The following is a 24,968-nucleotide window of genomic DNA, read 5'->3' on the forward strand; positions in this document are numbered from 1 at the left end:
TGTGGATAACCAGCCGTAAGGACGAGGATGGCTGGCCTGACCGGGGGAATGCGGCGACGGACCCCGAGGCCCGCCACACCGGCTACGCCCCTGCGTCGACTACTTGCCGTCAACCTCTAGATTGGCTAGTGCGTGCGCCGGCCAGGAAGATGACATGTCGGAGAACCGGGCATCCCGGGTAAGGTCGCTTTCGACGGGTACGGCAGGTGCCGACGCGGGCGTGCCGGTTCCTTCGAAGGCAGAGCGGACAGCCACATGCCCAGCAGCACGGGTCCATCGATCGACACGATCACCGAGGGAGGACTGGTGACCCAGGTCGGCGAGGGTCAGGAGGCGGAGGAGACCACCCCTCCGGTCATGACCTTCGGTGCTCCCACGGCCGGTGAACTCCTCGCCGATCGGTACGAGCTGGTCGAGCACATCAACAACGACAGCGCGGGCCGGCTGGTCTGGCGCGGGGTCGACGTCGTGCTGCGCCGTCCCGTCGCGGTGGTCCTCCGCTACCCGGGTGGCGACTCCGCCACCGAGATGCTCCAGGCGGCCGTCGCGGCGAGCCGGGTGATCCATCCCAACCTGGTCGGCGTCTACGACGCGATCGACGAGGCCGACCGGGCGTACGTCGTCCGCGAGTGGGTGGACGGCCGATCCCTGCGCGAGCTGGTCACCACCGATGGGCCGCTCGATCCGGCCCGGTCGACCGCCATCGGCAGCGCCGTCGCGAGCGCTCTGGCCGCGGTGCACGCCACCGGCATGGTGCACGGCAACGTCCACCCCGGCACGGTGATGATCAGTGACGACGGCCGGGTGGTGCTGGCCGACGCGCGCACCGACGGTGAGGACAGCCGGGAGAACGACGTCCGGGCGGTCGGTGGGCTTCTCTACTTCGCCCTGACCGGCCACTGGCCGCACGGCGAGGCCCCGCTGCGCGGCGCCACCGCGGGGCACGGCCGCGCCGCGATCCCTGACGCGGTACGTGACGCCGGTGGAGCGATCGCGGCACCCCGCCAGGTACGCGCCGGGGTGCCGGCATACCTCGACGACCTCACGATGGACCTGCTCGACCTAGAGATCGCCCCGCCGTCGTCGGACGTGCTGGCGGCCGAGCTGAACCGCCTCGACGTCCCCGCCGAGGAGCAGTTCCTGGAGCCGGCCGGTCCGCTGCGCTTCGCCGCCGACACCGGCGAGGAGCCCACCCCGCTGGCCACCACCGGTGGTCGCAAGGTCGCGTTGGGCATCGCCGGGCTGCTGGCGGTAGCCCTGGTCGGGCTGCTCGTCGGGATCAGCGTGCTCGGTGGCGACGACAAGAAGGGCACGGCGGCCGAGCATCTGCCCAACTCGCCCACCACCGCGCCCGCCACGACTCCAGCCGCCGCGCCGGTTCACCAGCTCAACATCCAGGCTGTCCGGATCATCGACCCGGACAGCGGGGACCGCGCCGAGGTACGCGACGCCGAGAAGGTGATCGACGGCGACGACGACACGGGCTGGCAGACCGACACCTATCGGAACAACGGCAAGTTCGGCGGTTTGAAGAGGGGCATGGGGATCTGGATCGACCTGGGCTCCCCGCACACCGTCAAGTCGCTGCAGGCCGTCCTGTCGTCCACCGGCGCCTCGGCCCAGCTGCTCGCGGGCAGCAAGGGCGACTTCCCGTCCAGCTCGTCGGGTGACAAGCAGCTCTTCGCCAGCTACAAGACCCAGATCGGGCAGCCGTTCCTGGAGCACAACGGCACGAAGATGATTTTCGACGGGTTCGACCCGGAGCAGCAGTACCGCTACCTGCTTTTCTGGATCACCGAGCTGCCGAAGAAGGACAGCGGCGACGGCTGGAAGGTGGGGGTCCAGGAGATCACGGTCACGGGCTCGTGAGCTGGCCGGCCGGGGCGTCCGACCTCGAGCTGCTCCGGGCCCACGTCGACGGCGACCGGAATGCCTTCACCGAGCTGTTCCACCGACACCGGGATCGGCTCTGGGCGGTGGCCCTGCGTACCCTCGGCGACCGTGAGGAGGCCGCCGACGCGCTCCAGGACGCCCTGCTCTCGGCGCACCGGGCGGCGGCCCGGTTCCGCGGCGACTCGGCGGTGACCACCTGGCTGCACCGGATCGTGGTGAACGCCTGCCTGGACCGGATCCGGCGGCGTCAGACGCACGCCACGGTGCCGCTGCCGGACGGGGTGCACACCGACGGGGAGCCCGGCTGGCACACCGGCGGGGTGGAGCCGGCCGCGCCGGCTCGCGATCATGAAACGGCGCTGGTGGTCCGGCAGGCCCTCGCCGAGCTGCCGGCCGAGCAGCGCACCGCGCTGGTCCTGGTGGACGTGCAGGGCTACCCGGTGGCCGAGGTGGCGCGAATCCTCGGCGTGGCCGAGGGGACGGTCAAGAGTCGCTGCGCCCGTGGGCGGGCCCGGCTGGCCGTGCTCCTCGGGCACCTGCGTACCGGTTCCGATGCGACGACGGACGTGCCCCGCGTCACCGGAGGGAACCGCCGGCCGCCCGAGGGCGTCGGATCGACGTCGGGGCGGTCCCGGCGGGACGCCAGCCAGGAGGAGTCGTGACTTCCGGGGAGTTCAGCGGAGTCGACCACGAGCTGCTCGCCGACTACGTCGGCGGGGCGCTGGACGGCACCCCGGAGCAGGCGTCCGTCGCCCGGCTGGTCGGGGAGGATCCGGCCTGGGGCGCCGCGTACGCCGGGCTGGCCCGGGCGGTGGACCTGGTCCACGCCGACCTGGCCGATTGGGCCGCCGCGCCCGCGCCGCAGATGCCGCCGGCCGTGACGGACCGGATCTCGGCGGCGCTCGCTGGTGCCGTGCCGGCGCAGCGGGCGAGTGGGGCGACCCGGCCGGCCGAGGGTTCGGGCCGCAACACGGGCCCGGGCCGACGTACTCGACGCTGGGCCCGGATCGCCGGGCCGGTCGCCCTGGCTGCCGCCTCGGTCACCGCGGTCGGCTTCGCACTCAGCAACGTGATCGACGCGGGCCGCGGCGACACGGCCGTGACGGCCGACCGGGGCACGGTCGCCGGCTCGGCCTCGGCGGGCGGGGCCGTCCCGCTTGCCACCGCACCCTTCCGGACCACCGGCCCGGCCCTGCACAGCGGCACCGACTACGGCCCGGAGCAACTCTCCGGCACCCGGCGCCCGTTCGCCGCCGCCGGCGAGGGCTGGCAGACGAGCGGAGAGGCACCAGAGCGGCTTACGTCGGCCGACGGCCTGGACCGGCTCGCCCGGCCCGAGGCGCTGGAGTCCTGCCTCCGCGCGATCGGGGCCGAGCACGCGGCCGGCTCACTCACCCTCGAGCTGATCGACTACGCGTCGTTCGAGGGGCGTCCGGCGCTGGTAGTCACCTTCCTCGATGCGGGCGGCGAGCGCTGGGCGTGGGCGAGCGGGCCGGAATGCGGGGTGCCCGGGTCCGGCGCGGACACCCGCTTCCGTACGCGGGTAGGGTGAGGTCGCGGTCGCCGGCCGTGTCCCGCCGCGTGACGTGACCCACCGGATGACCGGCTCGGGAATCGCCGCTTCGTACGATGACGTTCTGCAAGTCAGGCGCCGACGCCACCGAGCCGTCGGCACTCGGGATCGGCATCGTCCCCGGCGGAAGATCAGCCGGAGTAGATGACGAATACACACATCGGGAGACGGCAGTGGACGAGGTCCGCAACCTGATCATCATCGGCTCCGGTCCGGCCGGCTACACCGCGGCGGTCTACGCCGCGCGCGCCAACCTCAAGCCGCTCGTCATCGAGGGCGTGCAGTCCGGTGGCGCGCTGATGACCACGACCGAGGTGGAAAACTTCCCCGGTTTCGCGGACGGCATCCTCGGCCCCGAGCTGATGGACAACATGCGCAAGCAGGCGGAGCGGTTCGGTGCAGAGTTTCTGACCGACGACGTGACCCGGGTCGAGCTCACGGACACCGGCGAGGTCGGCTCGAACGCGGTCAGCACGGTGTGGGTGGGCGATACCGCCTACCGGGCCAAGGCCGTCATCCTCGCGACCGGCTCCGCGTGGCGCCCGCTCGGCGTGCCAGGCGAGCAGGAATACCTGGGCCACGGTGTGTCGTCCTGCGCCACCTGCGACGGCTTCTTCTTCCGCAACCAGCACATCGTGGTGGTAGGCGGCGGCGACTCGGCGATGGAGGAGGCAAGCTTCCTCACCCGATTCGCTGAGTCGGTGACAATCATCCACCGTCGGGACTCGTTCCGCGCCAGCAAGATCATGGCCGAGCGCGCCCTCGCCAACGACAAGATCAAGGTCGAGTGGAACACCGTGGTCGAGGAGATCCTCGGCGACGACGGCAAGGTCAGCGGCGTCCGGGTCCGCAACGTGCACACCGGTGAGGCCAAGACGCTCGACGTCACCGGCGTCTTCGTGGCGATCGGCCACGACCCGCGCAGCGAGCTCTTCCGCGGTCAGGTGGAACTCGACGGCGAGGGGTACGTGAAGGTGCAGGCACCGAGCACCCGGACGAACATCCCGGGTGTCTTCGCCGCTGGCGACGTGGTCGACCACACCTACCGGCAGGCGATCACGGCGGCCGGTACGGGCTGTGCCGCCGCGCTGGACGCCGAGCGGTTCGTCGCCACCCTGCAAGACTGACGAATTTACCAAAACGTCCCGGAGGAGGGGTCATAGTGGGAGCAACCAAGGCGGTCACCGACGCGAGCTTCGCGAGCGACGTGCTGAAGTCCGACAAGCCGGTCCTGGTCGACTTCTGGGCAGAGTGGTGCGGGCCGTGCCGCAAGGTCTCGCCGCTGCTCGAGGAGATCGCAGGCGAGATGGGTGACCAGGTCAGCATCGTCAAGCTCAACATCGACGAGAACCCCGAGACCGCTCGCACCTACCGGGTGATGTCGGTGCCGACCCTCACCGTCTTCAAGAACGGCGAGCCGGTGCAGTCCATCGCCGGCGCCAAGCCCAAGGGTGAGCTGGTCAAGCTCATCGAGTCCGCGCTCTGAGTCGACGTTCCACCCGCCGAAACCCCCGTTGCCGGTACCCCGGGCACGGGGGTTTCCGCATTCCCCGCCTCGACGGCCCCTGACCTGGACGAACCCGGGAACCGGCTGGTGATCGGCACGGTACGCTCCGTAGGCGTCCCCAGCGAGGGGCAGCACCTCCGTCGGAATACCCGGCCAGCGTCCGTGCAGAGGGGGTCGTCGTGCGTCCCATCCGACCCGGTGACCGGGGACCTGCGGTGGCCGAGATCCGTACCGTGCTGACCGGCCTCGAGCTGCTCCCGTCCGACGACCGGCGGGACGAGTTCGACGCCGAGACCGAACGTGCGGTCCGAGCGTTCCAGCAGTCCCGCGGGCTCAGCGTGGACGGGCGGGTCGGCGCGGAGACCTGGCGGGCGCTCGATGCGGCCCGCTGGCGGCTCGGCGCCCGCACCTTGTACCACGCCGTGCCGGAGCCGCTGATCGGCGAGGACGTCCGGTCGCTCCAGGAACGCCTGCTCGAGATGGGGTACGACGTGGGCCGCGCCGACGCCATCTACGGCATCCGCACCGCGCGGGCCGTCGCGCAGTTCCAGCGGGAGATGGCGCTGACGCCGGACGGCGCCTGCGGGCCGCACACCATGAACACGCTGCGCCGCCTCGGCCGGAAGGTGGTCGGTGGGCGGCCGCAGTGGCTCCGCGAGTCCGACGCCATCCGCCAGGCCGGGCCGACCCTGGTCGGGCGGACCGTGGTGATCGACCCGGGGCACGGCGGCACCGACCCCGGCGAGGTGGTGCCCGACGGCCCGCTGCGCTGGACCGAGGCGGACATCGTGCACGACCTGGCCAGCCGGCTGGAGGGGCGGCTGGCCGCCGCCGGCGTACGGGTCCAGCTCACCCGCGGCCCGTCGCCGGAGACCTGCCTGCCGGACGCCGACCGCGCCCAACTCGCCAACGCGCTCGGCGCGGACGTCTTCATCTCGCTGCACACCGACGGGCATGCCAACCCGGCGGCCAACGGGGTGGCCACCTACCACTACGGCACCGACAACGGCGTCACCTCGGCCACTGGCGAGCGGCTGGCCGGCCTGGTGCAACGGGAGATCGTCGCCCGAACCGGGCTGCGGGACTGCCGTACCCACGCCAAGGCGTGGGACCTGCTGCGGCTGACGAGGATGCCGGCGGTCCGGGTCGAGGTGGGCTACCTGACCTCGCCCGAGGACCGGGGTCGACTGGTCGACCCCGGGTTTCGGGACAGGATCGTCGAGGCGATCGTGGCCGCGGTGCAACGGATGTACTTCCCGATCGAGCGAGACGTTCCCACCGGCTCGATCGACGTCAGCGAGCTGCGGGCGATCGTCGCCGCCGGCACGGTGGCGGACTGAGGCGGGCCGCGCCGCTCAGCCCAGGGCGCGAGTGGCCGGGGCCGGGCGTACCGGGCGCAGCAGCGTCTCCGGGCTCATCGAGCCGAGCAGCTTCTCCAACGCGTACTCGACGTCGGACTTCCAGCTCAGCGCGGTGCGCAACTCCAGCCGCAGACGCGGGTAGCGGGGGTGCGGACGCACCGTCTTGAATCCCACCGAGAGGAAGAAGTCGGCCGGGGCCAGACAGGCCCGGACCGGGTCGTCCGCGCCGTCGTCACCGAACTTCGCGTCCCCGAACGCCTCGATCGCCTTGATGCCCCGCTTGGTGAGGTCTCGGGCCACCCCCTGGACCAGCATCCGGCCCAGGCCGCCGCCGGCGAAGGCGGGCACCACGCTGGCGGTCATCAGCAGCGCGGCGTCCGCGGAGACCGGCGAGGTGGGAAAGGCCATCGAGCGCGGAACGTACGCCGGCGGGGCGTACATGACGAAACCGGCGGGCATGCCGTCGACGTACGCGAGTTTGCCGCAGGAGCCCCACTCCAGCAGGGTCTGGGAAACCCAGGCCTCCTTTTCCAGCCCGGGGTCACCTGCGGCGCACGCCCGGTCGGCCGAAACCGGATCCAGCTCCCAGTAGACGCAGCGCCGGCAACGGCGAGGCAGATCCTCGAGGGTGTCGAGGGTCAGACTGACCAGACGTCGCGACATCAGCGCATCCCCACCAATGGCTCGAAAGCTGAAACCAGCGCGGTGCTCACGCCGCCACCTTCCCTGCCCCCGACGAGCGATCGTACGCCCCCAGCCGACCGTACGGGAGAGGACGCGCGAACGCCCACCCGAGCGGGTCCGGGATGTGGACGTAACATCGCCGGGCGGGGCCAGCCTTGGCCAGTGCGGACTACGATCGACCGAACGGCGTCCCGCGCCGCCATGGTTGCCGGCAATGCGGGTACCACACCGGGCGGCAGCCCCCGCCGAGATCCGATCGAGGTGATGTCATGACCGGCACAACGCTCGACGACTACACCGACCGGTACGCCCGCCGGGTCCGGGGGATGACGGCCTCCGAGATCCGGGCGCTCTTCGCGGTGGCCAGCCGGCCGGAGGTGGTCTCGCTCGCCGGTGGCGCCCCCTACATCGCGGCGCTGCCGCTCGACGCGGTCGGCGAGATGCTCGGCCGGCTCGGCGGCGAGCACGGCGTCACCACCCTTCAGTACGGCATCGGGCAGGGCACCCTGGAGCTGCGCGAGCGGATCTGCGAGGTGATGGCCCTCTCCGGGATCGACGCGTCGTGCGGCGCCTCGCCGGAGGACGTGGTGGTCACGGTCGGCGGTCAGCAGGCGCTCGACCTGGTGGCCCGGCTCTTCCTGGACCCGGGCGACGTGGTGCTCGCCGAAGGCCCGACGTACGTCGGCGCGCTCGGGGTGTTCCAGGCCGCCCAGGCCCAGGTCGCGCACGTGCCGATGGACGCCGACGGGCTGATCCCTGAGGCGCTGGAGGCGGCGATCGCTGACCTGGCCCGAACCGGCCGCCGGGTCAAGTTTCTCTACACCATCCCCACCTACCAGAACCCGACCGGCGTGACGCTCAGCGAGGAACGGCGTGAGCGGGTGCTCGACATCTGCGAGCGCGCCGGCCTGCTGGTGGTCGAGGACGACCCGTACGGCCAGCTCGGCTTCGAGGGGGAGGCGCCCGCGCCGCTGCGGGCCCGCCGGCGCGACGGCGTCTTCTACCTGAGCACCTTCTCCAAGACCTTCGCGCCCGGCCTGCGGGTGGGCTGGATCCTCGCCCCGCACGCCGTACGCGACAAGCTGGTCATCGCCAGCGAGGCGCAGATTCTCTGCCCCAGCGGGTACGCGCAGGCCGCCGTCTCGACGTACCTCGGCACCATGCCGTGGCGCGAGCAGCTCAAGGTCTACCGGGAGGTATACCTCGAGCGCCGGGACGCCATGCTCGACGCGCTGGCGGACCTGATGCCGGCCGGCACGACCTGGACCACCCCGAGCGGCGGTCTGTTCGTCTGGGCGACCCTGCCCGACGGCCTGGACGCCAAGGCGATGATGCCCCGCGCCATCACCGCCCGGGTCGCCTACGTCCCCGGCACCGGCTTCTACGCCGACGGCACCGGGGCCGGCAACATGCGGCTCAACTTCTCCTTCCCGCCCCCTGAGCGGATCCGGGAGGGCGTCCGCCGGCTGGCTGGCGTGATGGAGCAGGAGATCGCCATGCGCAAGGTCTTCGGCGCGGTCGGCGGCTCAAGGCCACGGCGCCGGCAGGGTGGCTCGGACGCGCCCGGTCCCGACTTGGCATGATGCCCCGCATGGTCGCCAGCTCCGCCACCCACACCTCCGTGACCGATCTCTCCGACATCGACGATTTGCACGTGCTGGTGCTCGCCGGCGGGCTCTCCTACGAGCGGGATGTCTCGCTCCGGTCCGGCCGGCGGGTGCTCGACGCGCTGCGAGCGGTCGGTGTGCAGGCCGAGCTGCGGGACGCCGACGTGGCCCTGTTGCCCGCGTTGGCCGCCGACCCGCCGGATGCCGTGGTGGTCGCTCTGCACGGTGCCACCGGCGAGGACGGCTCGCTGCGCGGGGTGCTCGACCTCTGCGGCGTGCCCTACGTCGGCTGCGACGCCCGTGCCTCCCGACTCGCCTGGGACAAGCCGTCCGCCAAGGCGGTGCTGCGCGAGGCGGGCATTCCCACCCCCGACTGGGTGGCCCTGCCGCACGACCGCTTCTCCGAGCTGGGCGCGGTGGCCGTGCTGGACCGGATCGTCGACCGGCTCGGTCTGCCGTTGATGGTCAAGCCGGCGCAGGGCGGCTCCGGACTGGGCGCCGCGGTGGTCCGGGAGGCCGGGTCGCTGCCGGCCGCGATGGTCGGTTGTTTCGCGTACGACCAGACGGCGCTCGTGGAACGTTACGTGCCGGGCATGGATGTGGCGGTGTCGGTGATCGACCTGGGCGAGGGACCGCAGGCCCTGCCCCCGGTCGAGATCGTGCCCCGCAACGGCGTCTACGACTACGCCGCCCGGTACACCGCCGGCCGCACCACCTGGCACGCGCCCGCCCGCCTCGATCTGGAGACCACCGAGCGGGTGGCCCAGGTGGCGCTCGCCGCGCACCGCGCGCTCGGCCTACGTGATCTCTCCCGAGTCGATCTGATCGTCAACGCGGCCGGAGAACCGCACGTACTGGAGGTCAACGTCTCCCCGGGGATGACCGAGACCTCGCTGCTGCCGCTGGCCGTCCAGGCGGCCGGGCTGGACTTCGGGCGGCTGCTCGGCTCACTGGTCAGCCGAGCCGCCGCCCGCCGGTCCTAGCGACCTTCCTCCGGCTGGGTTTCTGACCTCAGCTGCGGCTCGATCTTCGCGTCGCCCGCCGGCTCCGGGATCTCCTCGGCGGCTTCGATCACCGAGACCGTCTCCTCGTCGACCTCGTCCACGTCCGGGTCGACCGAGGCGGTGAGGCTCGACGGCGCCTGCCACTGAATTCGGGGCGGCTCGGCGAGCGGACGGCCGCCGAACTCGGCCAGCCACGCGGCGACCAGAGCCAGGTTCTCCCGCCACTGCGTTTCGGAGATCGGGGGCAGGATCGAGTCCCACAGGGACAGGAACGTACCCCGTAGCTGCAGCTGCCCGTACGGCCGCGCCAGGAACCACATGTGCAGGTGCGCGGAGCCGTCCCCCCAGCGATTGACGTGCACTCGGGCAACGCCGTCCAGGGAGCGGATGGCCCGTTCCAGACGGACGGTCATCACACCCAGCTCGGCCGCGAGCAGGTTCGGCAGATCGCCGAGATCGAGATGGGAGCGGGACTCCAGGATCAGCACCATCGGAAGGCCGGTGGGCCGATCCATCGCCCGTACCCGCCACCGCTCACCGACCCAGATGTACGCCTCGTCCGGGGCGATGCAGGCGGTGCATTCCCGGCTGCCCTCGCCCCGGCGGGGCGGTTCGACCGGCACCGGATCGTCGAGCTGCTTGACACGGAGGCCGCCCTCGAACGGGAAGGATGGCCACTGGGTGAAGTCCGGAACTGAAGGAGGGGTGTCCTGCACGAGGCTGACCCTAGTCCAGTTGACGGCCGCTGTCCCTACCCTGATTCCGCTGCCGACAAAGCGGCTTCGCCCGGCCGGCGCCAAGGTTATCCACCGCGTTGTCCACAGGCCGCTGAGAGCATCGCCACACCGCGCCATCCACAGCTCAGTAAGGGTTTCGCCTCGTTGTTTCACGTGAAACGAAGGCAGCCTGTGGATAGGGGCTGTGGATAACCGGGGGTAGTTTTCCACCGGCCCCGGACCCATCTCTCCCAACGATCGAACCGGTGATCGGCACCGGCCTCCGGCCGGTCTTCTCGCCCTTCGGCCGGCCGATCCGATCGCTCGCTCGCAGGTCGGCTCAGGCACCCATCGCACCGCGTGGCCTGCCCCGTTTCACGTGAAACCAGCGCATCGCCTGTTTCACGTGAAACGGGGCAGGCCCGCGTCCAATCAACCCGCAGACTGTGGACGGGCTTGCGCAGCCCGCCCGGAAGACGACTCGACCGCGCAGTCCGACAGGGACCACGCGGTCGATCCGACGAGCCGGCTCACTCCTCGGGCTGGTCCTCCTGGCCCACGCCGATGATGCCGACGATTCGCTCCAGGTCGTCGACCGTAGCGAACTCGATGGTGATCTTGCCCTTGCTGCGGCCGATGTCGACCTTCACCCGGGTGTCGAACCGGTCGGAGAGCCGGTTGGCCAGATCCGACAGCGCTGGCGCGTGCGGCTTCGACCGTCGCTTGGCCGCCGGGGTCTTCGCCGGCCCGTCGGCGAGTGCCAGCGCCACCAACTCCTCGGTGGCGCGTACGGAGATGCCCTCGGCAACGATCCGCTTGGCGAGCTGCTCCTGAGCCTCGCCGTCCTCCAAGCTGAGGAGCGCCCGGGCGTGGCCGGCGGAAAGCACCCCGGCGGCCACTCGGCGCTGGACCTGAGCGGGTAGGTTCATCAGACGGATCGTGTTCGAAATCTGCGGCCGGCTGCGCCCGATCCGGCGAGCCAGCTCCTCATGGGTGGCTCCGAACTCCTCCAGGAGCTGCTGATAGGCGGCCGCCTCCTCCAGCGGGTTCAGGTTGGCCCGGTGGATGTTCTCCAGCAGGGCGTCCCGGAGCATCGCGTCGTCCTTGGTGTCCCGCACGATCGCGGGGATGTTCTCCCGGCCAACCGCCTGGGCCGCCCGCCAGCGCCGCTCGCCCATCACGAGCTCGTACTTCTCGCCGTCGAGCTGCCGCACGACAATCGGTTGGAGGAAGCCGACCTCCTGGATCGAGACCTTCAGCTCCTCCAGCGCTTCCTCGTCGAAGACCTGCCGGGGCTGCTTCGGATTCGGCACGATGGCGTCGACCGATATTTCGGCGAAACGAGCTCCCGGCACCGGGCTCAGCTGTGGCTCAGGCTCTGGCTCAGGCTCCACCGCCGGGACGAGGCCCGCCCTCGCCCCGAGCACGGCGGCCGCGCCGGCTACGGGTGGGCTCGAAACGGCTGCCGCACCGCTGTCCGGCTCGGCACCCGCCGGGGTACCGCCCGGCACCGGCCCGGTCGGAATGAGGGCACCGAGCCCTCGGCCCAGACCGCCACGAGGACGGTTCTTCATGCGATGCCTCCCAGCGACTTCTCCGCACTACGCATTCCGGCTCACCGGCTCCTTGACCCCTCGCTCGGCGATCTCCTGGGCGGCCTCGAAGTAGCTCGTCGCCCCCCGCGAACCGGGATCGTAGGTCACCACCGACTGTCCGTAGCTCGGTGCCTCGGAAACCCGCACGTTCCGGGGGATCACGGCCTGGAGCACCTTGTCCCCGAAGTGATTCCGCACATCCTGCTCCACGGCGTCAGCCAGCCGGGTACGCCGGTCGTACATGGTGAGCAGGATGGTAGAGACCTCCAGCTTCGGGTTGAGATGCTGGCGAACCAGGTTGATGTTGTTGATCAGCTGGTTGAGGCCCTCCAGCGCGTAGTACTCGCACTGGATGGGGATGAGCACCTCCTGCGCAGCGACCAACGCGTTGACGGTCAGCAGGCCGAGCGAGGGTGGGCAGTCGATGAAGACGTAGTCGAAATGCCCGGGGTAGGCGGCGATGGCGCGGGCCAGCCGGGACTCCCGGGCGACCACCGACACGAGCTCGATCTCGGCGCCGGCAAGATCGATGGTGGCCGGCACGCACCACAGGTTCGGGATGCCCTCGACCGCCTGCGCCACCTCTTCCAAGGGGACGCTGTCGATCAGACAGTCGTACACGTCGGGTACGCCGGTGTGGTGCGGGACGTTCAGCCCGGTAGAGGCGTTGCCCTGCGGGTCCAGATCGACCACCAGGACCCGGTTGCCGTGCAGGGCGAGTGCCACCGCCAGGTTCACCGTGGTCGTGGTCTTACCCACGCCGCCCTTCTGGTTCGCGACGCACATCACCCGGGTCCGGGCGGGCCGAGGCATGCTCACCTCGCCACTGGGATTCAGGATCTGCACGGCGCGCATCGCCTCCATAGCCAACGGTGGGTCATCCTCTTCGCGCGTCGGGGTTTCGGTTTCACGTGAAACGTACGTGCTGGGGGCGGCTTCGACACCGAAGCTGCCAGCCGGTGGCGTGTCGGACGGCATCCCCGCCTCAGTCGCCACGTCCGGGGCAGCCTGCTGCGGCAGGACCGACCCCGGCGGCTGCGGCTCGTAACGCCCGGGGACCGCCGCGTTGCCACGCACCGGGACCGGGCGCGGGCTGGGCGCATTCGCCGGCCGGCCGGTCGGTTCGTGTGGCTCGCGTGCCGGCGGTACGTTCGCCGGCCCGGATGAAGCCGACCGCACGGCACCCGCAACGGGCGCCTCCGGGTGAACAGCCGGCGGAGTCGCGGCTGGGTCGCGGGGGTCATCCCCCGCTGGCCAGCCCTGGTAGTCGGTTTCACGTGAAACGGGGTCGGCTCCTGGCCTCGTCACCCGTGGGTCGTCGTACCTGCCGTCGTCATGCACCTGTCATCCCCGCCCGCTCCGGATGGTCGGCCCGCACTCCGTCGATCAGACCCCGCGCTCCCGGCGCGGCGTACGGCCCGGCGGACAGCGGTCGGGTTCGAGTGCCACCCGGCACCGCCGCTCCACACTATCGACGCGCGGCCAGCCTACGGCGCACAGGCGCAGCGGGTCCACGTCGGGTTCTGACCGATGGGCTGGATCGCACCGAGTTCCGGCCGAACCGGCATCGCGGGAATCCTTGCGGCGTCAGCGACCCCGGCCCTGTCCGCCTCGGTGGCGACCACCGCGCGACCGCTTCGGGCTCTTCTTCCGCACCGGGCCGACCACCCGCTCCCGGACCACCTCGACCACGGTGGCCGGCGGATCGATGACCCCAACTCCGCACTGGTGCAGTTCCGGCTCGCCCCCACCCAGTCGGGACACCGCCTCGGTGTGCTCGGCAATCTCCTCGGCGGCCGAGGCGCCCTTGAGAGCCACCAGCCGCCCGCCGGGCACCGCGAGGGGCAGACACCAGGCGGCGAGCCGGTCCAGCGCGGCGACCGCCCGCGCCGTCACGATGTCGGCGCTGAGTGGCGCGCTGTCGCGCGTACCGGCCGCCGCCTCCTCCGCCCGCCCCCGGAACACCCGGACCGCCTTGGTGAGCCCGAGCTGCTGCACCGCTTCGACGAGGAAGGCGGTCCGCCGGGCGAGCGGTTCGACAAGGGTGACCGTGAGGTCGGGCCGGGCGATCGCCAGGACCAGGCCGGGCAGCCCGGCGCCGGAGCCGACGTCGAGCACGCTCGCGCCGTCGGGGATCCGCTCGGCCATCGCCGCGCAGTTGAGCAGGTGCCGCTCCCAGATGCGGGGAGCCTCACGGGGGCCGATCAGGCCGCGGACCACGCCGTCCGTCGCCAGCAGTTCGGCGTACGCGGCGGCCAGGTCGAGGCGGTCACCGAACAGCGTGTGGGCGGCCTGCGCAAGCTCGGGCGGCAGCGTCGCCTGCGTCGAAGCCGGCTGGTCCACGGACGTGCCCGGCTCGGTCGGACCTCCGGCACTGTCCACGAGAGACGGACTGGGCGGCCCACCCGCACCGACGTCCGGCTCGGCGAACACCGGGGCCACGGCACCGACCGGAGCGGCCTGGGCGGGCTCGGCCACGGGCGCCGACGGCTGCGCGAACGCCACCGGCGCGACCTCGGCCGGCTCGGGCACAGCCGCCAGCTCGGTCGACGCCACCCGTTCAGTGGAGAAGGTCGGGGTCACCTCGCCCGAGGAGTCCACCGGCTGCGCCGTTTCCGGATGAGCGGCCCCGGAGAAGTTCGGGTCGACCGCAACCGCCGGCGGGCCGGGAAGGGGCGGTTCGGCCGCGCCGGCCGCATCCGCGTCGGAGAACACCGGGTCAACGGTCGGGTCGTGCCGGACAGGCGACGGCCCGGGTGGCACGCCACCCGGGCCCGGCACGGCACCCGCCGTCGTCTCGTCCTGGGTCACCCGGTCAGTCCACCGGCCGGACGACGATACGGCGGTTCGGCTCGACGCCCTCGGACTCGCTCTCCACGCCGCTCATCGCGTTCACCACGTCATGCACGCACTTGCGCTCGAACGCGGACATCGGCTCCAGGCGGACCGGCTCGCCGTGCTCCTTGACCTTCTCCACCGCGTTCCTGGCGACGGCGGACAGCTCCTTGCGCCGGGTGGCCCGGTAGCCGCCGATGTCGAGCAGCAGGCGACTCGGCGAGCCGGTCTGGCGGAACACCGCCAGCCGGGCCAGCTCCTGGATCGCCTCCAGGGTGGCACCGCGCTGGCCGACCAGGCTCTGCAGCCGGCCACCGACCACCTCGACGACCGGACGGCCGCCGGAGACCAGCTCGTCGATGTCGCCGTCGTAGTCGAGGATGTCGAGCAGGCCCTCGATGTAGTCGGCGGCGATCTCGCTCTGCCGGAACAGGTCGCTGTCGGCCGGCGCCTTCTTCTCCCGTGCCTCCGGCTCGGCCTCGGTCTCCTCCGCCTCCTCGACGGCGACGGCCGACGAGGTCTCGTCGTCCAGGGACTGGTCGGCGCTGGGGATGCTGGTGTCGGTCACGGGCTCATCTCCGTACTCGCTCGGCCGGACCGTCGGGTCCGTTGGTCTTCCGGAGGCCGGCGGGAGGTATCGCCGTTGCCTCGGTCACGTCTGTACGGGCAGTTTCGCCCGTGACCGCGCTCCCGCGCGGCGGTTCCGGCCCGGCGCCGACCGTACGGTGGCAGCTCAGGGGCCGGACGGGCCGCCGCCAGGTTTCCGGCGGCGGCCCGGACACTCAGCCCTGCCGCTTGGCGGGGCCCTTCTTCGGGTTGACCGGCTTGGCACCGGGCTTCGGGCCGGCCACCTTCGGGGCGGTCGCCGGGGCCTTCGCGGCCGGCGGGGCGGCCTTACGACCGAGCAGGCCACCGCTCTTGGCCGGCTGGGCGGTGGTCCGCGCCGGAGCGCCCGTCTTGACCGGCACCAGCGGCGGGAACTTCCGCAGCACCCACTGCTGCTGGCCGAGGGTGAACAGGTTGTTGGTGACCCAGTAGATGATCACGCCAATCGGGAAGATCGAGCCGGAGACCAGCAGGGAGACCGGGATGCCGTAGAGCATCAGCCGCTGGACCATGCGCTGCTGCGGGTCCTCCGCCCAGCCGGTCTTGAGGATCATCTGACGGCTGGTCAGGTACGTCGTGGCGATCATGATGAGCACCAGTACACCGGCGACCACCTTGACCGTCGTGCCGTTCGCGCCGAGGCTGGCCAACTCGTCGGCCGTCGAGCCGAACCGGCCGGAGATCGGGGCGGTGAAGAGCTTCGCGTGCGAGGCGCTGTCGAACTGGTCGACGTTCCAGCCGTACAGGGTCTTCAGATCGTTGGTCGGCTTGAGCCGCTTCAGGGTGTGGAACAGGCCGAGGAAGACGGGGATCTGGAGAAGCATCGGAAGGCAGCCCATCAGCGGGTTGGCCTTTTCCTTCCGGTAGAGCTCCATCATCTCCTTCTGGAGCGTCTCCCGGTCACCCTTGTGCTTCTCCTGGAGCTCCTTGACCTTGGGCTGGAGCGCCTGCATGGCCCGCTGCGACTTGATCTGCTTGACGAAGACCGGGAAGAGGATGACCCGGATCGTCACCACCAGGAAGACGATGGCGAGGATCCACGACCAGTTCGTCCCGATAAAGGCTCCGCCCGACACGATGGCGTCCCAAGCCGAGTGCCAGGTCAGCAGGATCCACGAGATCGCGTAGTAGACCCAGTCAAGACTCAATTTCTCAGGCTCCAGTCACGTCGGCGCGGCGGCCCTCGCCCGGCTCTGGCACCGGGTCGTGTCCACCTGGGTGAAAGGGGTGGCAGCGCGACAACCGTCGGACCGTCAGCCAGGCTCCCCGCAGCGCGCCGTGCCGGGAGATCGCCTCCACGGCGTAGGCACTGCACGACGGGTAGAAGCGGCAGCGGGCCGGCAGTGCCGGACTTATCCACCGACGGTACGCGATGATGGGTGCCAGCAGCATGCGGGCACCGGTTGTGCGCCGCTCCGCGGCGGTGACCCCGCTCACCGAGGTCGCCGCCCCCGAGGGGCCCGCGCAGCGGCGACGGCTGCGTCCAGGTCGGCCCCCAGTCGAGCGTACGACGCCTCGGCGGCCGGTGGCAGCGCTCGGACCACCAGGGTGCTGCCGGCGGGCAGCCCCCCGAGGCGCTCGCGAACCAGGTGCCGGAGCCGCCGGCGGACTTTGTTCCGGACCACAGCGTTGCCGACCGCCTTGGACACGACGAAGCCGGCGCGGCTCGGTGCGGAGGTCTCCGCACCGGTGGTCCGCACCGGCTCCGGCAGGTCTGTCGCGGGGTGTCCGGTCTGCTCGGGAAGGGTCAGGTGCACCACGACCGCGCCTCGGCCGACGCGTCGGCCACCCCGGACCGCTGCGGCGAAGTCGCTACTGCGCCGCAGTCGCTGCGCGGCGGCCAGCACGACTGCACCCGTCCCCCGGACCGGACCGGTCGGCTCAGGCCGACAGGCGGGCGCGGCCCTTGGCGCGACGGGTCGAAAGGATGGCGCGGCCGGCACGGGTGCGCATGCGCAGCCGGAAGCCGTGGGTCTTCGCGCGCCGGCGGTTGTTCGGCTGGTAGGTGCGCTTGCTCACGTCAGGCTCTCCGTTGTCGTACGCCCCGCGCGGCGGATCGCCCGGGGTCGTGTGGTGGTCCAGGCCACCCTCGCCGGTGGCCTCCGATCGGTGCTGCCCGACGACGCGGCACCTCGGCGATGCGGGGCAGCGACCGCGGACAGCAAGCACCCATCACCCTAGCAGAGGGCGACAGCGCAGCCGATCCAGCCTACGCAGGGGGGCAATGACCGTCAAACATCACACTCGGCTGCCCGGCCCTTGCCGGGAAACCCGCCAAAGAGGCGGTTTTCACTGATGTTGAGAAGGCTGCCACGGTGTCGACGGTTGATGGCGGAGGGTCCGCACTGTTAGCGTGCGCGATTGCGGTCAGCGTCGGAGGTCCGGGTTGTCGTGACCGGCAAGACCGGACAAGGTAGGTAATCGTTCGGCACGGTGAACCCGCTTCCAACGCCTCCGGAACCAGGGGGTAGATCCGACCCGCGTCCAGTGGGCGGTCACAATCGGTCGGTACACACAGGCTGTGGATAACTTGTGGATGACGACCGGTCAGCCGTCCGGGCGGGCGTGAGCAGAGGCGAGGGGGTGCCACGACGGTGACCGGAACGACGGACCTGGCCGCGGTGTGGTCGGCGGCGACGGACGAGCTCGCCGACGAGATCATCTCCGCGCAGCAGCGGGCATACCTCCGACTCACCCGGCTGCGCGCGATCGTCGAGGACACCGCCCTGCTCTCGGTGCCGGACGCCTTCACCCGCGACGTGATCGAGTCGCGACTCCGCCCGGCCATCACCGAGGCACTGAGCCGGCGACTCGGCCGGCCGATCCAGGTCGCCGTCACCGTACGCGTCGCCGAGGACGGCGGGGCCCGCCCGGCCGGTGCTGTCTACCGCAGCGGGCTGGAGCCGGCGGCGCGGGATTCGTCGCCGGATCTGCTCGCCGGCCTGGCCCAGCCCGATTCGCCGGCCGAGGTGCCCGGTTTCCCGGAGCTCGGTTATCCGACCCGACCTGAGCCCCCGGCGTACGTCGACGATCGCCCGCAGCCGCCGGAGGAGCCAGCCCCACGGCAGCGCATCCCCGACGGTGGCCCGCCGCCGCTCATCCCGGCCAGCCGCGACGGCCAGGACACGCTGTTCAGCGCCGCCTTCGCCGAGCGGCTGCACCCCGCCGACGAGCGCCGGGCCTTCGACCAGCCGCTCCCGGACGCCGGTGGCTACGAGCCCCGATACCGCGACACCCCCGACGCATCACTGCGTGGCCTGCCGCGCGGCGACGCCACGGACAGCGGCCCCGGCCGTGGTGGGCCGGATCACCGCCCCGGCGGCCCGGTCGACCGGCGACTCCCGGGCGGGACGGAAGCCGGTGGCAACCGGCTCAACCCGAAGTACATGTTCGAGACGTTCGTCATCGGCTCCTCGAACCGCTTCGCGCACGCGGCGAGCGTCGCGGTGGCCGAGTCGCCGGCGAAGGCGTACAACCCGCTGTTCATCTACGGCAGCTCCGGGCTGGGCAAGACCCACCTGCTGCACGCCATCGGCCACTACGCCACCACGCTGGGCAACGCCCGCTCGGTCCGGTACGTCTCGACCGAGGAGTTCACCAACGACTTCATCAACTCGCTGCGCGACGACAAGACCAGCGCGTTCCAGCGCCGTTACCGGGACGTGGACATCCTCCTGATCGACGACATCCAGTTCCTGGAGAACCGGGAGCGGACCCAGGAGGAGTTCTTCCACACCTTCAACACCCTGCACAACGCCAACAAGCAGATCGTGATCACCTCCGACCGGTCGCCCAAGCAGCTGGCCACGCTGGAGGACCGGCTGCGTACCCGGTTCGAGTGGGGCCTGCTCGCCGACATCCAGCCGCCGGACCTGGAGACCCGGATCGCGATCCTGCAGAAGAAGGCGGCGCAGGAGCGCCTCTACGCCCCGCCGGACGTGCTCGAGTTCATCGCCTCCCGGGTGTCGAACTCGATCCGGGAACTGGAGGGCGCGCTGATCCGGGTCACCGCCTTCGCCAGCCTCACCCGCTCGTCGGTAGAGCTGTCGCTGGCCGAGGAGGTGCTGCGGGACTTCATCCCCGATGGCGCCGGTCCAGAGATCACCGCCGACCAGATCATGGTCTCCACCGCCGACTATTTCGGGGTGAGCCTGGAGGATCTGCGCGGCCACTCCCGGTCCCGGGTGCTGGTCAACGCTCGGCAGGTGGCCATGTATCTGTGCCGCGAGCTGACCGACCTGTCGCTGCCCCGGATCGGGCAGGCCTTCGGGGGCCGGGACCACACCACCGTCATGCACGCCGACCGGAAGATCCGCCAGCAGATGGCGGAACGGCGCTCGCTCTACAACCAGATCGCCGAGCTGACCAACCGGATCAAGCAGACCACCTGAGCGACGGTGGTGCAGCGCCCGGCCGGGATCATCCGGCCGGGCCTTTTCGTACCTGTGGACGCCCGGAGCTTGACCCTCAACCCGGTTGAGGGCGCACGATCGGTGTCGTGTTCGTCCACAGGTCTTCCCGCTTGTCCACACCCCCTGTGTCACAGGCGGTGGATAACTACGTGTGGTCCCGGCCCAGCTACCCACAGATTGTGGACAACTCCTGGGGACAGAGCTGTGGATACCTGGGGATGACGGGGCGGTTGTCCACCGACGACGGTCGACCTGTGGGTTGCCTGTTGAAGGTTCTGGGGACAACGTCGATCGAGCGGGATCGGCCTGTCCACAGCCCTGGGGAGAAAACCGGTGGATTAGCGGTGGACAACCTGGGGACAGCGGTGGACAACCCGGGGCGCGACCGTGCCTGTGGACCAAGACACGAGTTATACCCCTGGTTCTCCACAGCTAACCCACCGGTGGATAACCTGTCCGACCTGCGCAGACGCCGGTTTTCCACAGTTTGCACAGGTGCGATGAAGACGATGAGTTATCTCTTCTAAACAACAAAAACCAATCATCACCGTTGGACTTCCTGTGGATCGGGCCGAAGCACCGCCGTCGGCGGTCGCCCCGGCACCTGGATCCACGGGGTCGGGCGCACAGCCGATGCCCGCGCGCCCTAAGGTGCGATGGGTACCCGCACGGTCGGGCGGGACGGGTGGCAGCGGTCGGCATGAGAGAGTTGTCGCTGACGTCGACGCGGAGGCATTGATGAAGTTCCGAGTGGAGCGCGATGCGCTCGCCGAGGCGGTCGCCTGGACCGCCAAGAGCCTGCCCAACCGACCCTCCGTGCCGGTGCTGGCCGGGGTGATGCTCCGGGTGACCGACAGCAACCTTCAGGTCTCCGGCTTCGACTACGAGGTCTCCAGCCAGGTCACCGTTGAAGTGCAGGGTGACGCCGACGGCGCAGCCCTGGTCTCCGGCCGCCTGCTCGCCGAGATCACCAAGGCGCTCCCGGCCAAGCCGGTGGACATCGCCGCCGTCGGCGCCCACCTGGAACTGGTCTGCGGCAGCGCCCGCTTCACCCTGCCGACCATGCCGGTGGAGGACTACCCGTCGCTGCCGGAGATGCCGGAGAGCGCCGGCACCGTCGACGCCGCCGCCTTCGCGGCCGCCGTGGCCCAGGTGGCCGTCGCCGCCGGCCGGGACGAGACGCTGCCGATGATGACCGGCGTACGCCTTGAGCTGTCCGGTCGTACGCTGGCGATGCTCGCCACCGACCGCTACCGGCTCGCGCTGCGCGAGATGGAGTGGAACCCGGAAGACCCCGAGATCAGCCTCAACGCGCTGGTGCCGGCCCGGACGCTGCACGACACCGCCAAGGCCCTCGGCCCGCTCGGCGGCCAGGTGACCATGGCACTCTCTCAGGGCGGCGCCGGTGAAGGCATGATCGGCTTCTCTGGCGGCACCCGGCGGACCACCAGCCGGCTCCTCGACGGGGCCAACTACCCGCCGGTCCGCTCGCTCTTCCCCGCCAGCCACAACGCCGAGGCCCAGATCCCGGTCGGCACCCTGATCGAGGTGGTCAAACGCGTCGCCCTGGTCGCCGAGCGGACCACCCCGGTGCTGCTGAGCTTCAGCGCGGACGGCCTGGTCGTCGAGGCCGGCGGCACCGAGGAGGCCCGGGCCAGCGAGGCCATGGACGCCACCTTCACCGGCGACCCGCTGACCATCGGCTTCAACCCGCAGTACCTGATCGACGGCCTGGCCAACCTGGGCACGCAGCACGCCGTGCTGAGGTTCGTCGACGCCTTCAAGCCCGCGGTGATGTCGCCCGCAGGCGAGGACGGCGAGGTCGTCCCGGGGTACCGGTACCTCATCATGCCGATCCGCGTGTCCCGCTGATCGCGTAGCAACACCCGCACGTACGGAGGTAGGAGCAGATGCAGCTCGGCCTGGTAGGACTCGGCCGGATGGGCGGCAACATGCGCGAGCGGTTGCGCGCCGCCGGGCACGAGGTGGTCGGCTACGACCGGGACGCGGAGCTGAGCGACGTCGCGAGCCTCGCGGAGCTGGCCGAGAAGCTGGAGTCGCCTCGCGCGGTCTGGGTGATGGTTCCGGCCGGGGTCACCGACGCCACCATCGACGAACTCGCCGGCGTGCTCGGCGAGGGTGACCTCATCATCGACGGCGGCAACTCCCGGTTCAGCGACGACGCCCCGCGCGCCGAGCGCCTTAACGAGCAGGGCATCGGCTACCTCGACGTCGGCGTCTCCGGCGGCGTCTGGGGCAAGCAGAACGGGTACGCCCTGATGGTCGGCGGCGCCCAGGAACACGTCGACCGGCTCATGCCGATCTTCGAGGCGCTCAAGCCGGCGGGCGAGTTCGGCTTCGTGCACGCCGGCCCGGTCGGCGCCGGCCACTATGCCAAGATGGTCCACAACGGCATCGAGTACGGCCTGATGCACGCGTACGCCGAGGGCTACGAGCTGCTGGCCAAGTCGGAGCTGGTGACCAACGTGCCGGGCGTGTTCAAGTCCTGGCGCGAGGGGACGGTGGTCCGGTCCTGGCTGCTCGACCTGCTCGACCGCGCGCTGGACGAGGACCCGGAGCTGGCCGAGCTGAGCGGCTACACCGAGGACACCGGCGAGGGACGCTGGACCGTCGACGAGGCGGTCCGGCTCGCCGTGCCGCTGAACGTCATCACCGCCTCGTTGTTCGCCCGGTTCGCCTCCCGGCAGGACGACTCGCCCGCGATGAAGGCCGTCGCCGCGCTGCGCCAGCAGTTCGGCGGTCACGCGGTCCGCAAGCGCTGACCGGCGCCACGCACCTGTGTACGTCCGCCGGCTCGAACTGGTCGACTTCCGCTCATACGAGCGGGTCGGCGTCGACCTGGAGCCGGGCCCGAACGTTCTGACCGGCGCCAACGGCGTCGGCAAGACCAATCTGGTCGAGGCGCTGGGCTACGTGGCGACCCTGGACTCGCACCGGGTCGCCACGGACGCCCCGCTGGTCCGGATGGGCGCCTCCTCGGCGGTGATCCGCTGCGCCGTGGTACACGAGGGCCGGGAGCTTCTCGTCGAGCTGGAGATCATCCCCGGCAAGGCCAACCGGGCCCGGCTGGGCCGATCCCCGGCCCGCCGCGCCCGGGACGTGCTCGGCGCGCTGCGGCTGGTGCTGTTCGCCCCGGAGGACCTGGAACTGGTCCGCGGGGACCCGGCCGAGCGGCGCCGCTACCTCGACGACCTGCTGGTCACCCGCCAGCCCCGGTACGCCGGGGTGCGCACCGACTACGAGCGGGTGATCAAGCAGCGCAACGCCCTGCTGCGCACGGCGTACCTGGCCCGCAAGACGGGCGGGACGCGCGGCGGGGACCTGTCCACCCTGGCGGTCTGGGACACCCACCTGGCGCACCACGGTGCCGAGCTGCTCGCCGGCCGGCTGGAGCTGGTGGCCGCGCTCGCCCCGCACGTCGCCAAGGCGTACGACGCGGTGGCGGCGGGCCGGGGCGCGGCGGGGATCGCGTACCGGCCGTCGGTGGAGCTGGCCGAGCCGACCACCGACCGGGCGGTGCTGGCCGAGACGCTGCTCGCCGCGCTGACGGAGCACCGGTCGGCGGAGATCGAACGCGGCACCACCCTGGTCGGCCCGCACCGTGACGATCTCACCCTCACCCTCGGCCCGCTCCCCGCCAAGGGATACGCCAGTCACGGCGAGTCCTGGTCGTTCGCGCTGGCCCTGCGGCTGGCCGGGTACGACCTGCTGCGCGCCGACGGCATCGAGCCGGTGCTGGTCCTCGACGACGTCTTCGCCGAGTTGGACGCCGGCCGGCGGGAGCGGCTGGCCGAGCTGGTCGGCGGTGCCAGCCAGCTTCTGGTGACCTGCGCGGTCGACGACGACGTGCCGGCGACCCTGCGCGGTACCCGGTATGCGGTAGGCGAGGGGACGGTACGCCGTGTCGGATGAGGTTCAGTTGCCCCCGGCCCGACTGGGGCCGGCACCCGGTGGGCGTACCCCGGAGGGCAGCCGGGGCACGGCCGGCGAGCTGCCCGCCGGGGCGTCCGGACCGGAGCTGGCTCGGGCGGTGCTGGACGCGGCGAAGGCCCGCCGGCAGACGGCGGCCACCACCCGGAGACGCAGCGCGGTACGCGGCGACGGCGAGCCACGGCTGCGCGGCTACTCCGGTCCCGGGCCGGATCCACGCGACCCGCAGCCGCTCGGCGCGGTGCTGGCGAAGCTGGTCAAGGCGCGCGGCTGGCAGCAGCCGGCGGCCGAGGCGACGGTCTTCGGCGCGTGGGAACGGGTCGTCGGGCCGGAGGTGGCGCAGCACAGCCGCCCGGTCAAGCTGGAGAACGGGGAGCTGACCGTGGAGGCGCGGTCGACGGCGTGGGCGACCCAGCTTCGGCTGCTCGCCGGCTCGCTGCTCCAGCAGATCGGCCGTGAGGTGGGCCACAACGTGGTGCGCAAGCTGCACATCCATGGCCCGGCCGCGCCGTCCTGGTCACGCGGCCCACGCCGGGTACGCGGCCGTGGCCCCCGCGACACCTACGGCTGACCGGGTCCCGCCTTTCGCTGATCAACGCGGTGTGCGGCGAATTATGGTCTCGTCATCGGTTTTGACCCCAACATGCCGCACACCGCGTTGATCAAGTTCAGGCGTCGGCGTAGACGGCGAAACCCCGATCGGAGCAGCGCCGGTAGAAGGCGGCCAACACGCTCAGCTCAGCGCAGGTGAAGGTCCACTGCGGCGGGTCGCCGTTCTCGTCGCGCAGCTTGTCGAGCCGGCTGCCCAGCCAGCGCAGCTGCTGCTCGGCCAGCCGGCCGTCGCCCAGCAGAGACCGCAGCACCTCGCTCACCGACTCGAAGGTCACCGCCTCGCCGATCGGCCGGTGCCGGGCGACGAACTTCTCCAGCCCGTCGGCGATCCAGGAACACCCGTCGGGGTCGATCACCGGGTCCTCGTCCTCGGCCGCGTTCTCCGTGGCGTAGAGCACATTTTCCAGGCCGAGGATCAGGTCGACCAGCTCGGTGTACACGGTCGCGCGTACCGTGCCGGTCTTGGCGATCAGCTCGGCCAGCGCCGAGGTGGGGGCGGAGATGCGCGGCATGTCCACGATCTCCCCGAAGTCGACGAACTCGGCCGGTGCGACCGGGTCGTAGAAGCGGCCGGTCCGCGGCCAGTGCACCGCGACATTGTCCAGCCCCATC

23 protein-coding genes and 1 pseudogene are annotated in these 24,968 nt (G+C 71.3%); 13 read left to right on the plus strand and 11 right to left on the minus strand.

The genetic code is table 11. From position 1 onward, the window contains the following. Positions 1–255 precede the first annotated feature (255 nt). The 6 genes from ABZ671_RS14565 to ABZ671_RS14590 all read left to right on the plus strand — a co-directional run bounded on the left by ABZ671_RS14565 (position 256) and on the right by ABZ671_RS14590 (position 6,313). Entirely contained in the window at positions 256–1,869 is a 1,614-nt protein-coding gene (locus tag ABZ671_RS14565) for a protein kinase family protein (RefSeq protein WP_357856857.1), read from the plus strand. Continuing rightward, positions 1,866–2,555, plus strand: a complete 690-nt coding sequence (sigM, locus tag ABZ671_RS14570; RefSeq protein ID WP_357856860.1) for an RNA polymerase sigma factor SigM — start codon at positions 1,866–1,868, stop codon at positions 2,553–2,555. The genes ABZ671_RS14565 and sigM overlap by 4 nt, the downstream gene beginning before the upstream one ends. Then, a complete protein-coding gene (locus ABZ671_RS14575; RefSeq protein WP_357856863.1) occupies positions 2,552–3,445 on the plus strand; it encodes a hypothetical protein in 894 nt (297 codons plus the stop codon). Before sigM ends, ABZ671_RS14575 begins: the two co-directional genes overlap by 4 nt. Positions 3,446–3,639: 194 nt before the next feature. Then, positions 3,640–4,593: a thioredoxin-disulfide reductase gene (gene trxB, locus ABZ671_RS14580; protein WP_357857138.1), complete on the plus strand. Its 954-nt coding sequence runs from the start codon at positions 3,640–3,642 to the stop codon at positions 4,591–4,593. Between the two features lie 35 nt (positions 4,594–4,628). Further along, entirely contained in the window at positions 4,629–4,952 is a 324-nt protein-coding gene (gene trxA, locus ABZ671_RS14585; RefSeq protein ID WP_350932183.1) for a thioredoxin, read from the plus strand. 200 nt (positions 4,953–5,152) lie between these two features. Further along, on the plus strand, positions 5,153–6,313 hold the full coding sequence (locus tag ABZ671_RS14590) for an N-acetylmuramoyl-L-alanine amidase (RefSeq protein ID WP_357856866.1): 1,161 nt from the start codon (positions 5,153–5,155) through the stop codon (positions 6,311–6,313). Positions 6,314–6,328: 15 nt separating this feature from the next. Here ABZ671_RS14590 and ABZ671_RS14595 read toward each other — a convergent pair whose 3' ends face one another. Further along, the gene (locus ABZ671_RS14595) at positions 6,329–6,997 is read right to left on the minus strand and encodes a GNAT family N-acetyltransferase (protein WP_357856870.1); all 669 of its coding nucleotides are present in this window, start codon (positions 6,995–6,997) and stop codon (positions 6,329–6,331) included. 290 nt (positions 6,998–7,287) lie between these two features. On the opposite strand from ABZ671_RS14595, the gene ABZ671_RS14600 reads away from it, so the two are divergent. Continuing rightward, a complete protein-coding gene (locus ABZ671_RS14600; protein ID WP_357856873.1) occupies positions 7,288–8,601 on the plus strand; it encodes a PLP-dependent aminotransferase family protein in 1,314 nt (437 codons plus the stop codon). An 8-nt stretch (positions 8,602–8,609) separates the two neighbouring features. Next, on the plus strand, positions 8,610–9,608 hold the full coding sequence (locus ABZ671_RS14605) for a D-alanine--D-alanine ligase (RefSeq protein ID WP_357856876.1): 999 nt from the start codon (positions 8,610–8,612) through the stop codon (positions 9,606–9,608). Positions 9,609–9,754: 146 nt separating this feature from the next. Here ABZ671_RS14605 and ABZ671_RS14610 read toward each other — a convergent pair. The 9 genes and pseudogenes from ABZ671_RS14610 to rpmH all read right to left on the minus strand — a co-directional run. Next, positions 9,755–10,345 (minus strand): annotated as a pseudogene (locus ABZ671_RS14610) (hypothetical protein); the annotation flags it as partial. A 530-nt stretch (positions 10,346–10,875) separates the two neighbouring features. Further along, positions 10,876–11,919, minus strand: a complete 1,044-nt coding sequence (locus tag ABZ671_RS14615) for a ParB/RepB/Spo0J family partition protein (protein ID WP_357856879.1) — start codon at positions 11,917–11,919, stop codon at positions 10,876–10,878. 27 nt (positions 11,920–11,946) lie between these two features. Beyond that, positions 11,947–13,281, minus strand: coding sequence for an AAA family ATPase (locus ABZ671_RS14620; protein WP_357856882.1), 1,335 nt, complete (start codon positions 13,279–13,281; stop codon positions 11,947–11,949). Between the two features lie 246 nt (positions 13,282–13,527). Beyond that, positions 13,528–14,283, minus strand: a complete 756-nt coding sequence (rsmG, locus tag ABZ671_RS14625; protein WP_357857141.1) for a 16S rRNA (guanine(527)-N(7))-methyltransferase RsmG — start codon at positions 14,281–14,283, stop codon at positions 13,528–13,530. A 472-nt stretch (positions 14,284–14,755) separates the two neighbouring features. Beyond that, positions 14,756–15,343: a R3H domain-containing nucleic acid-binding protein gene (locus tag ABZ671_RS14630; protein ID WP_357856886.1), complete on the minus strand. Its 588-nt coding sequence runs from the start codon at positions 15,341–15,343 to the stop codon at positions 14,756–14,758. Between the two features lie 214 nt (positions 15,344–15,557). Then, entirely contained in the window at positions 15,558–16,529 is a 972-nt protein-coding gene (gene yidC / locus ABZ671_RS14635; RefSeq protein ID WP_357856888.1) for a membrane protein insertase YidC, read from the minus strand. A gap of 4 nt (positions 16,530–16,533) precedes the next feature. Beyond that, positions 16,534–16,773 (minus strand): membrane protein insertion efficiency factor YidD, encoded by a 240-nt coding sequence (gene yidD, locus ABZ671_RS14640; RefSeq protein ID WP_357856891.1) that lies wholly within the window; start codon positions 16,771–16,773, stop codon positions 16,534–16,536. Between the two features lie 41 nt (positions 16,774–16,814). Beyond that, on the minus strand, positions 16,815–17,228 hold the full coding sequence (gene rnpA, locus ABZ671_RS14645; protein WP_357856894.1) for a ribonuclease P protein component: 414 nt from the start codon (positions 17,226–17,228) through the stop codon (positions 16,815–16,817). 34 nt (positions 17,229–17,262) lie between these two features. Continuing rightward, on the minus strand, positions 17,263–17,400 hold the full coding sequence (gene rpmH / locus ABZ671_RS14650; protein ID WP_007073824.1) for a 50S ribosomal protein L34: 138 nt from the start codon (positions 17,398–17,400) through the stop codon (positions 17,263–17,265). 575 nt (positions 17,401–17,975) lie between these two features. Here rpmH and dnaA point away from each other — a divergent pair. The 5 genes from dnaA to ABZ671_RS14675 all read left to right on the plus strand — a co-directional run bounded on the left by dnaA (position 17,976) and on the right by ABZ671_RS14675 (position 24,315). Beyond that, positions 17,976–19,772: a chromosomal replication initiator protein DnaA gene (gene dnaA / locus ABZ671_RS14655; protein ID WP_357856897.1), complete on the plus strand. Its 1,797-nt coding sequence runs from the start codon at positions 17,976–17,978 to the stop codon at positions 19,770–19,772. A 759-nt stretch (positions 19,773–20,531) separates the two neighbouring features. Then, positions 20,532–21,665: a DNA polymerase III subunit beta gene (gene dnaN / locus ABZ671_RS14660; RefSeq protein ID WP_357856900.1), complete on the plus strand. Its 1,134-nt coding sequence runs from the start codon at positions 20,532–20,534 to the stop codon at positions 21,663–21,665. Positions 21,666–21,703: 38 nt separating this feature from the next. Next, positions 21,704–22,576 carry a phosphogluconate dehydrogenase (NAD(+)-dependent, decarboxylating) gene (gene gnd / locus ABZ671_RS14665; protein WP_357856903.1) on the plus strand — a complete coding sequence of 291 codons (873 nt, stop codon included), beginning with the start codon at positions 21,704–21,706 and terminating at the stop codon, positions 22,574–22,576. Between the two features lie 16 nt (positions 22,577–22,592). Next, the gene (gene recF / locus ABZ671_RS14670; RefSeq protein WP_357856905.1) at positions 22,593–23,726 is read left to right on the plus strand and encodes a DNA replication/repair protein RecF; all 1,134 of its coding nucleotides are present in this window, start codon (positions 22,593–22,595) and stop codon (positions 23,724–23,726) included. 79 nt (positions 23,727–23,805) lie between these two features. Next, positions 23,806–24,315 (plus strand): DciA family protein, encoded by a 510-nt coding sequence (locus ABZ671_RS14675; RefSeq protein WP_357857144.1) that lies wholly within the window; start codon positions 23,806–23,808, stop codon positions 24,313–24,315. Between the two features lie 97 nt (positions 24,316–24,412). Here the strand turns inward: ABZ671_RS14675 and ABZ671_RS14680 are convergent, their stop codons facing one another. After that, complete coding sequence (locus tag ABZ671_RS14680; RefSeq protein ID WP_357856908.1) at positions 24,413–24,967, minus strand: hypothetical protein; 555 nt, start codon at positions 24,965–24,967, stop codon at positions 24,413–24,415. Between the last annotated feature and the right edge of the window lies 1 nt (position 24,968).

Source organism: Micromonospora sp. NPDC006766, assembly GCF_040636055.1.
Classification (GTDB): domain Bacteria; phylum Actinomycetota; class Actinomycetes; order Mycobacteriales; family Micromonosporaceae; genus Micromonospora.

Coding starts and splice junctions, on each gene's coding strand:
- ABZ671_RS14565 (WP_357856857.1), top strand. CDS start 256: ATGCCCAGCAGCACGGGTCCATCGATCGACACGATCACCGAGGGAGGA.
- gnd (WP_357856903.1), top strand. CDS start 21,704: ATGCAGCTCGGCCTGGTAGGACTCGGCCGGATGGGCGGCAACATGCGC.
- ABZ671_RS14595 (WP_357856870.1), bottom strand. CDS start 6,997: ATGTCGCGACGTCTGGTCAGTCTGACCCTCGACACCCTCGAGGATCTG.
- ABZ671_RS14605 (WP_357856876.1), top strand. CDS start 8,610: ATGGTCGCCAGCTCCGCCACCCACACCTCCGTGACCGATCTCTCCGAC.
- yidD (WP_357856891.1), bottom strand. CDS start 16,773: ATGCTGCTGGCACCCATCATCGCGTACCGTCGGTGGATAAGTCCGGCA.
- ABZ671_RS14615 (WP_357856879.1), bottom strand. CDS start 11,919: ATGAAGAACCGTCCTCGTGGCGGTCTGGGCCGAGGGCTCGGTGCCCTC.
- dnaN (WP_357856900.1), top strand. CDS start 20,532: ATGAAGTTCCGAGTGGAGCGCGATGCGCTCGCCGAGGCGGTCGCCTGG.
- ABZ671_RS14600 (WP_357856873.1), top strand. CDS start 7,288: ATGACCGGCACAACGCTCGACGACTACACCGACCGGTACGCCCGCCGG.
- ABZ671_RS14680 (WP_357856908.1), bottom strand. CDS start 24,967: ATGGGGCTGGACAATGTCGCGGTGCACTGGCCGCGGACCGGCCGCTTC.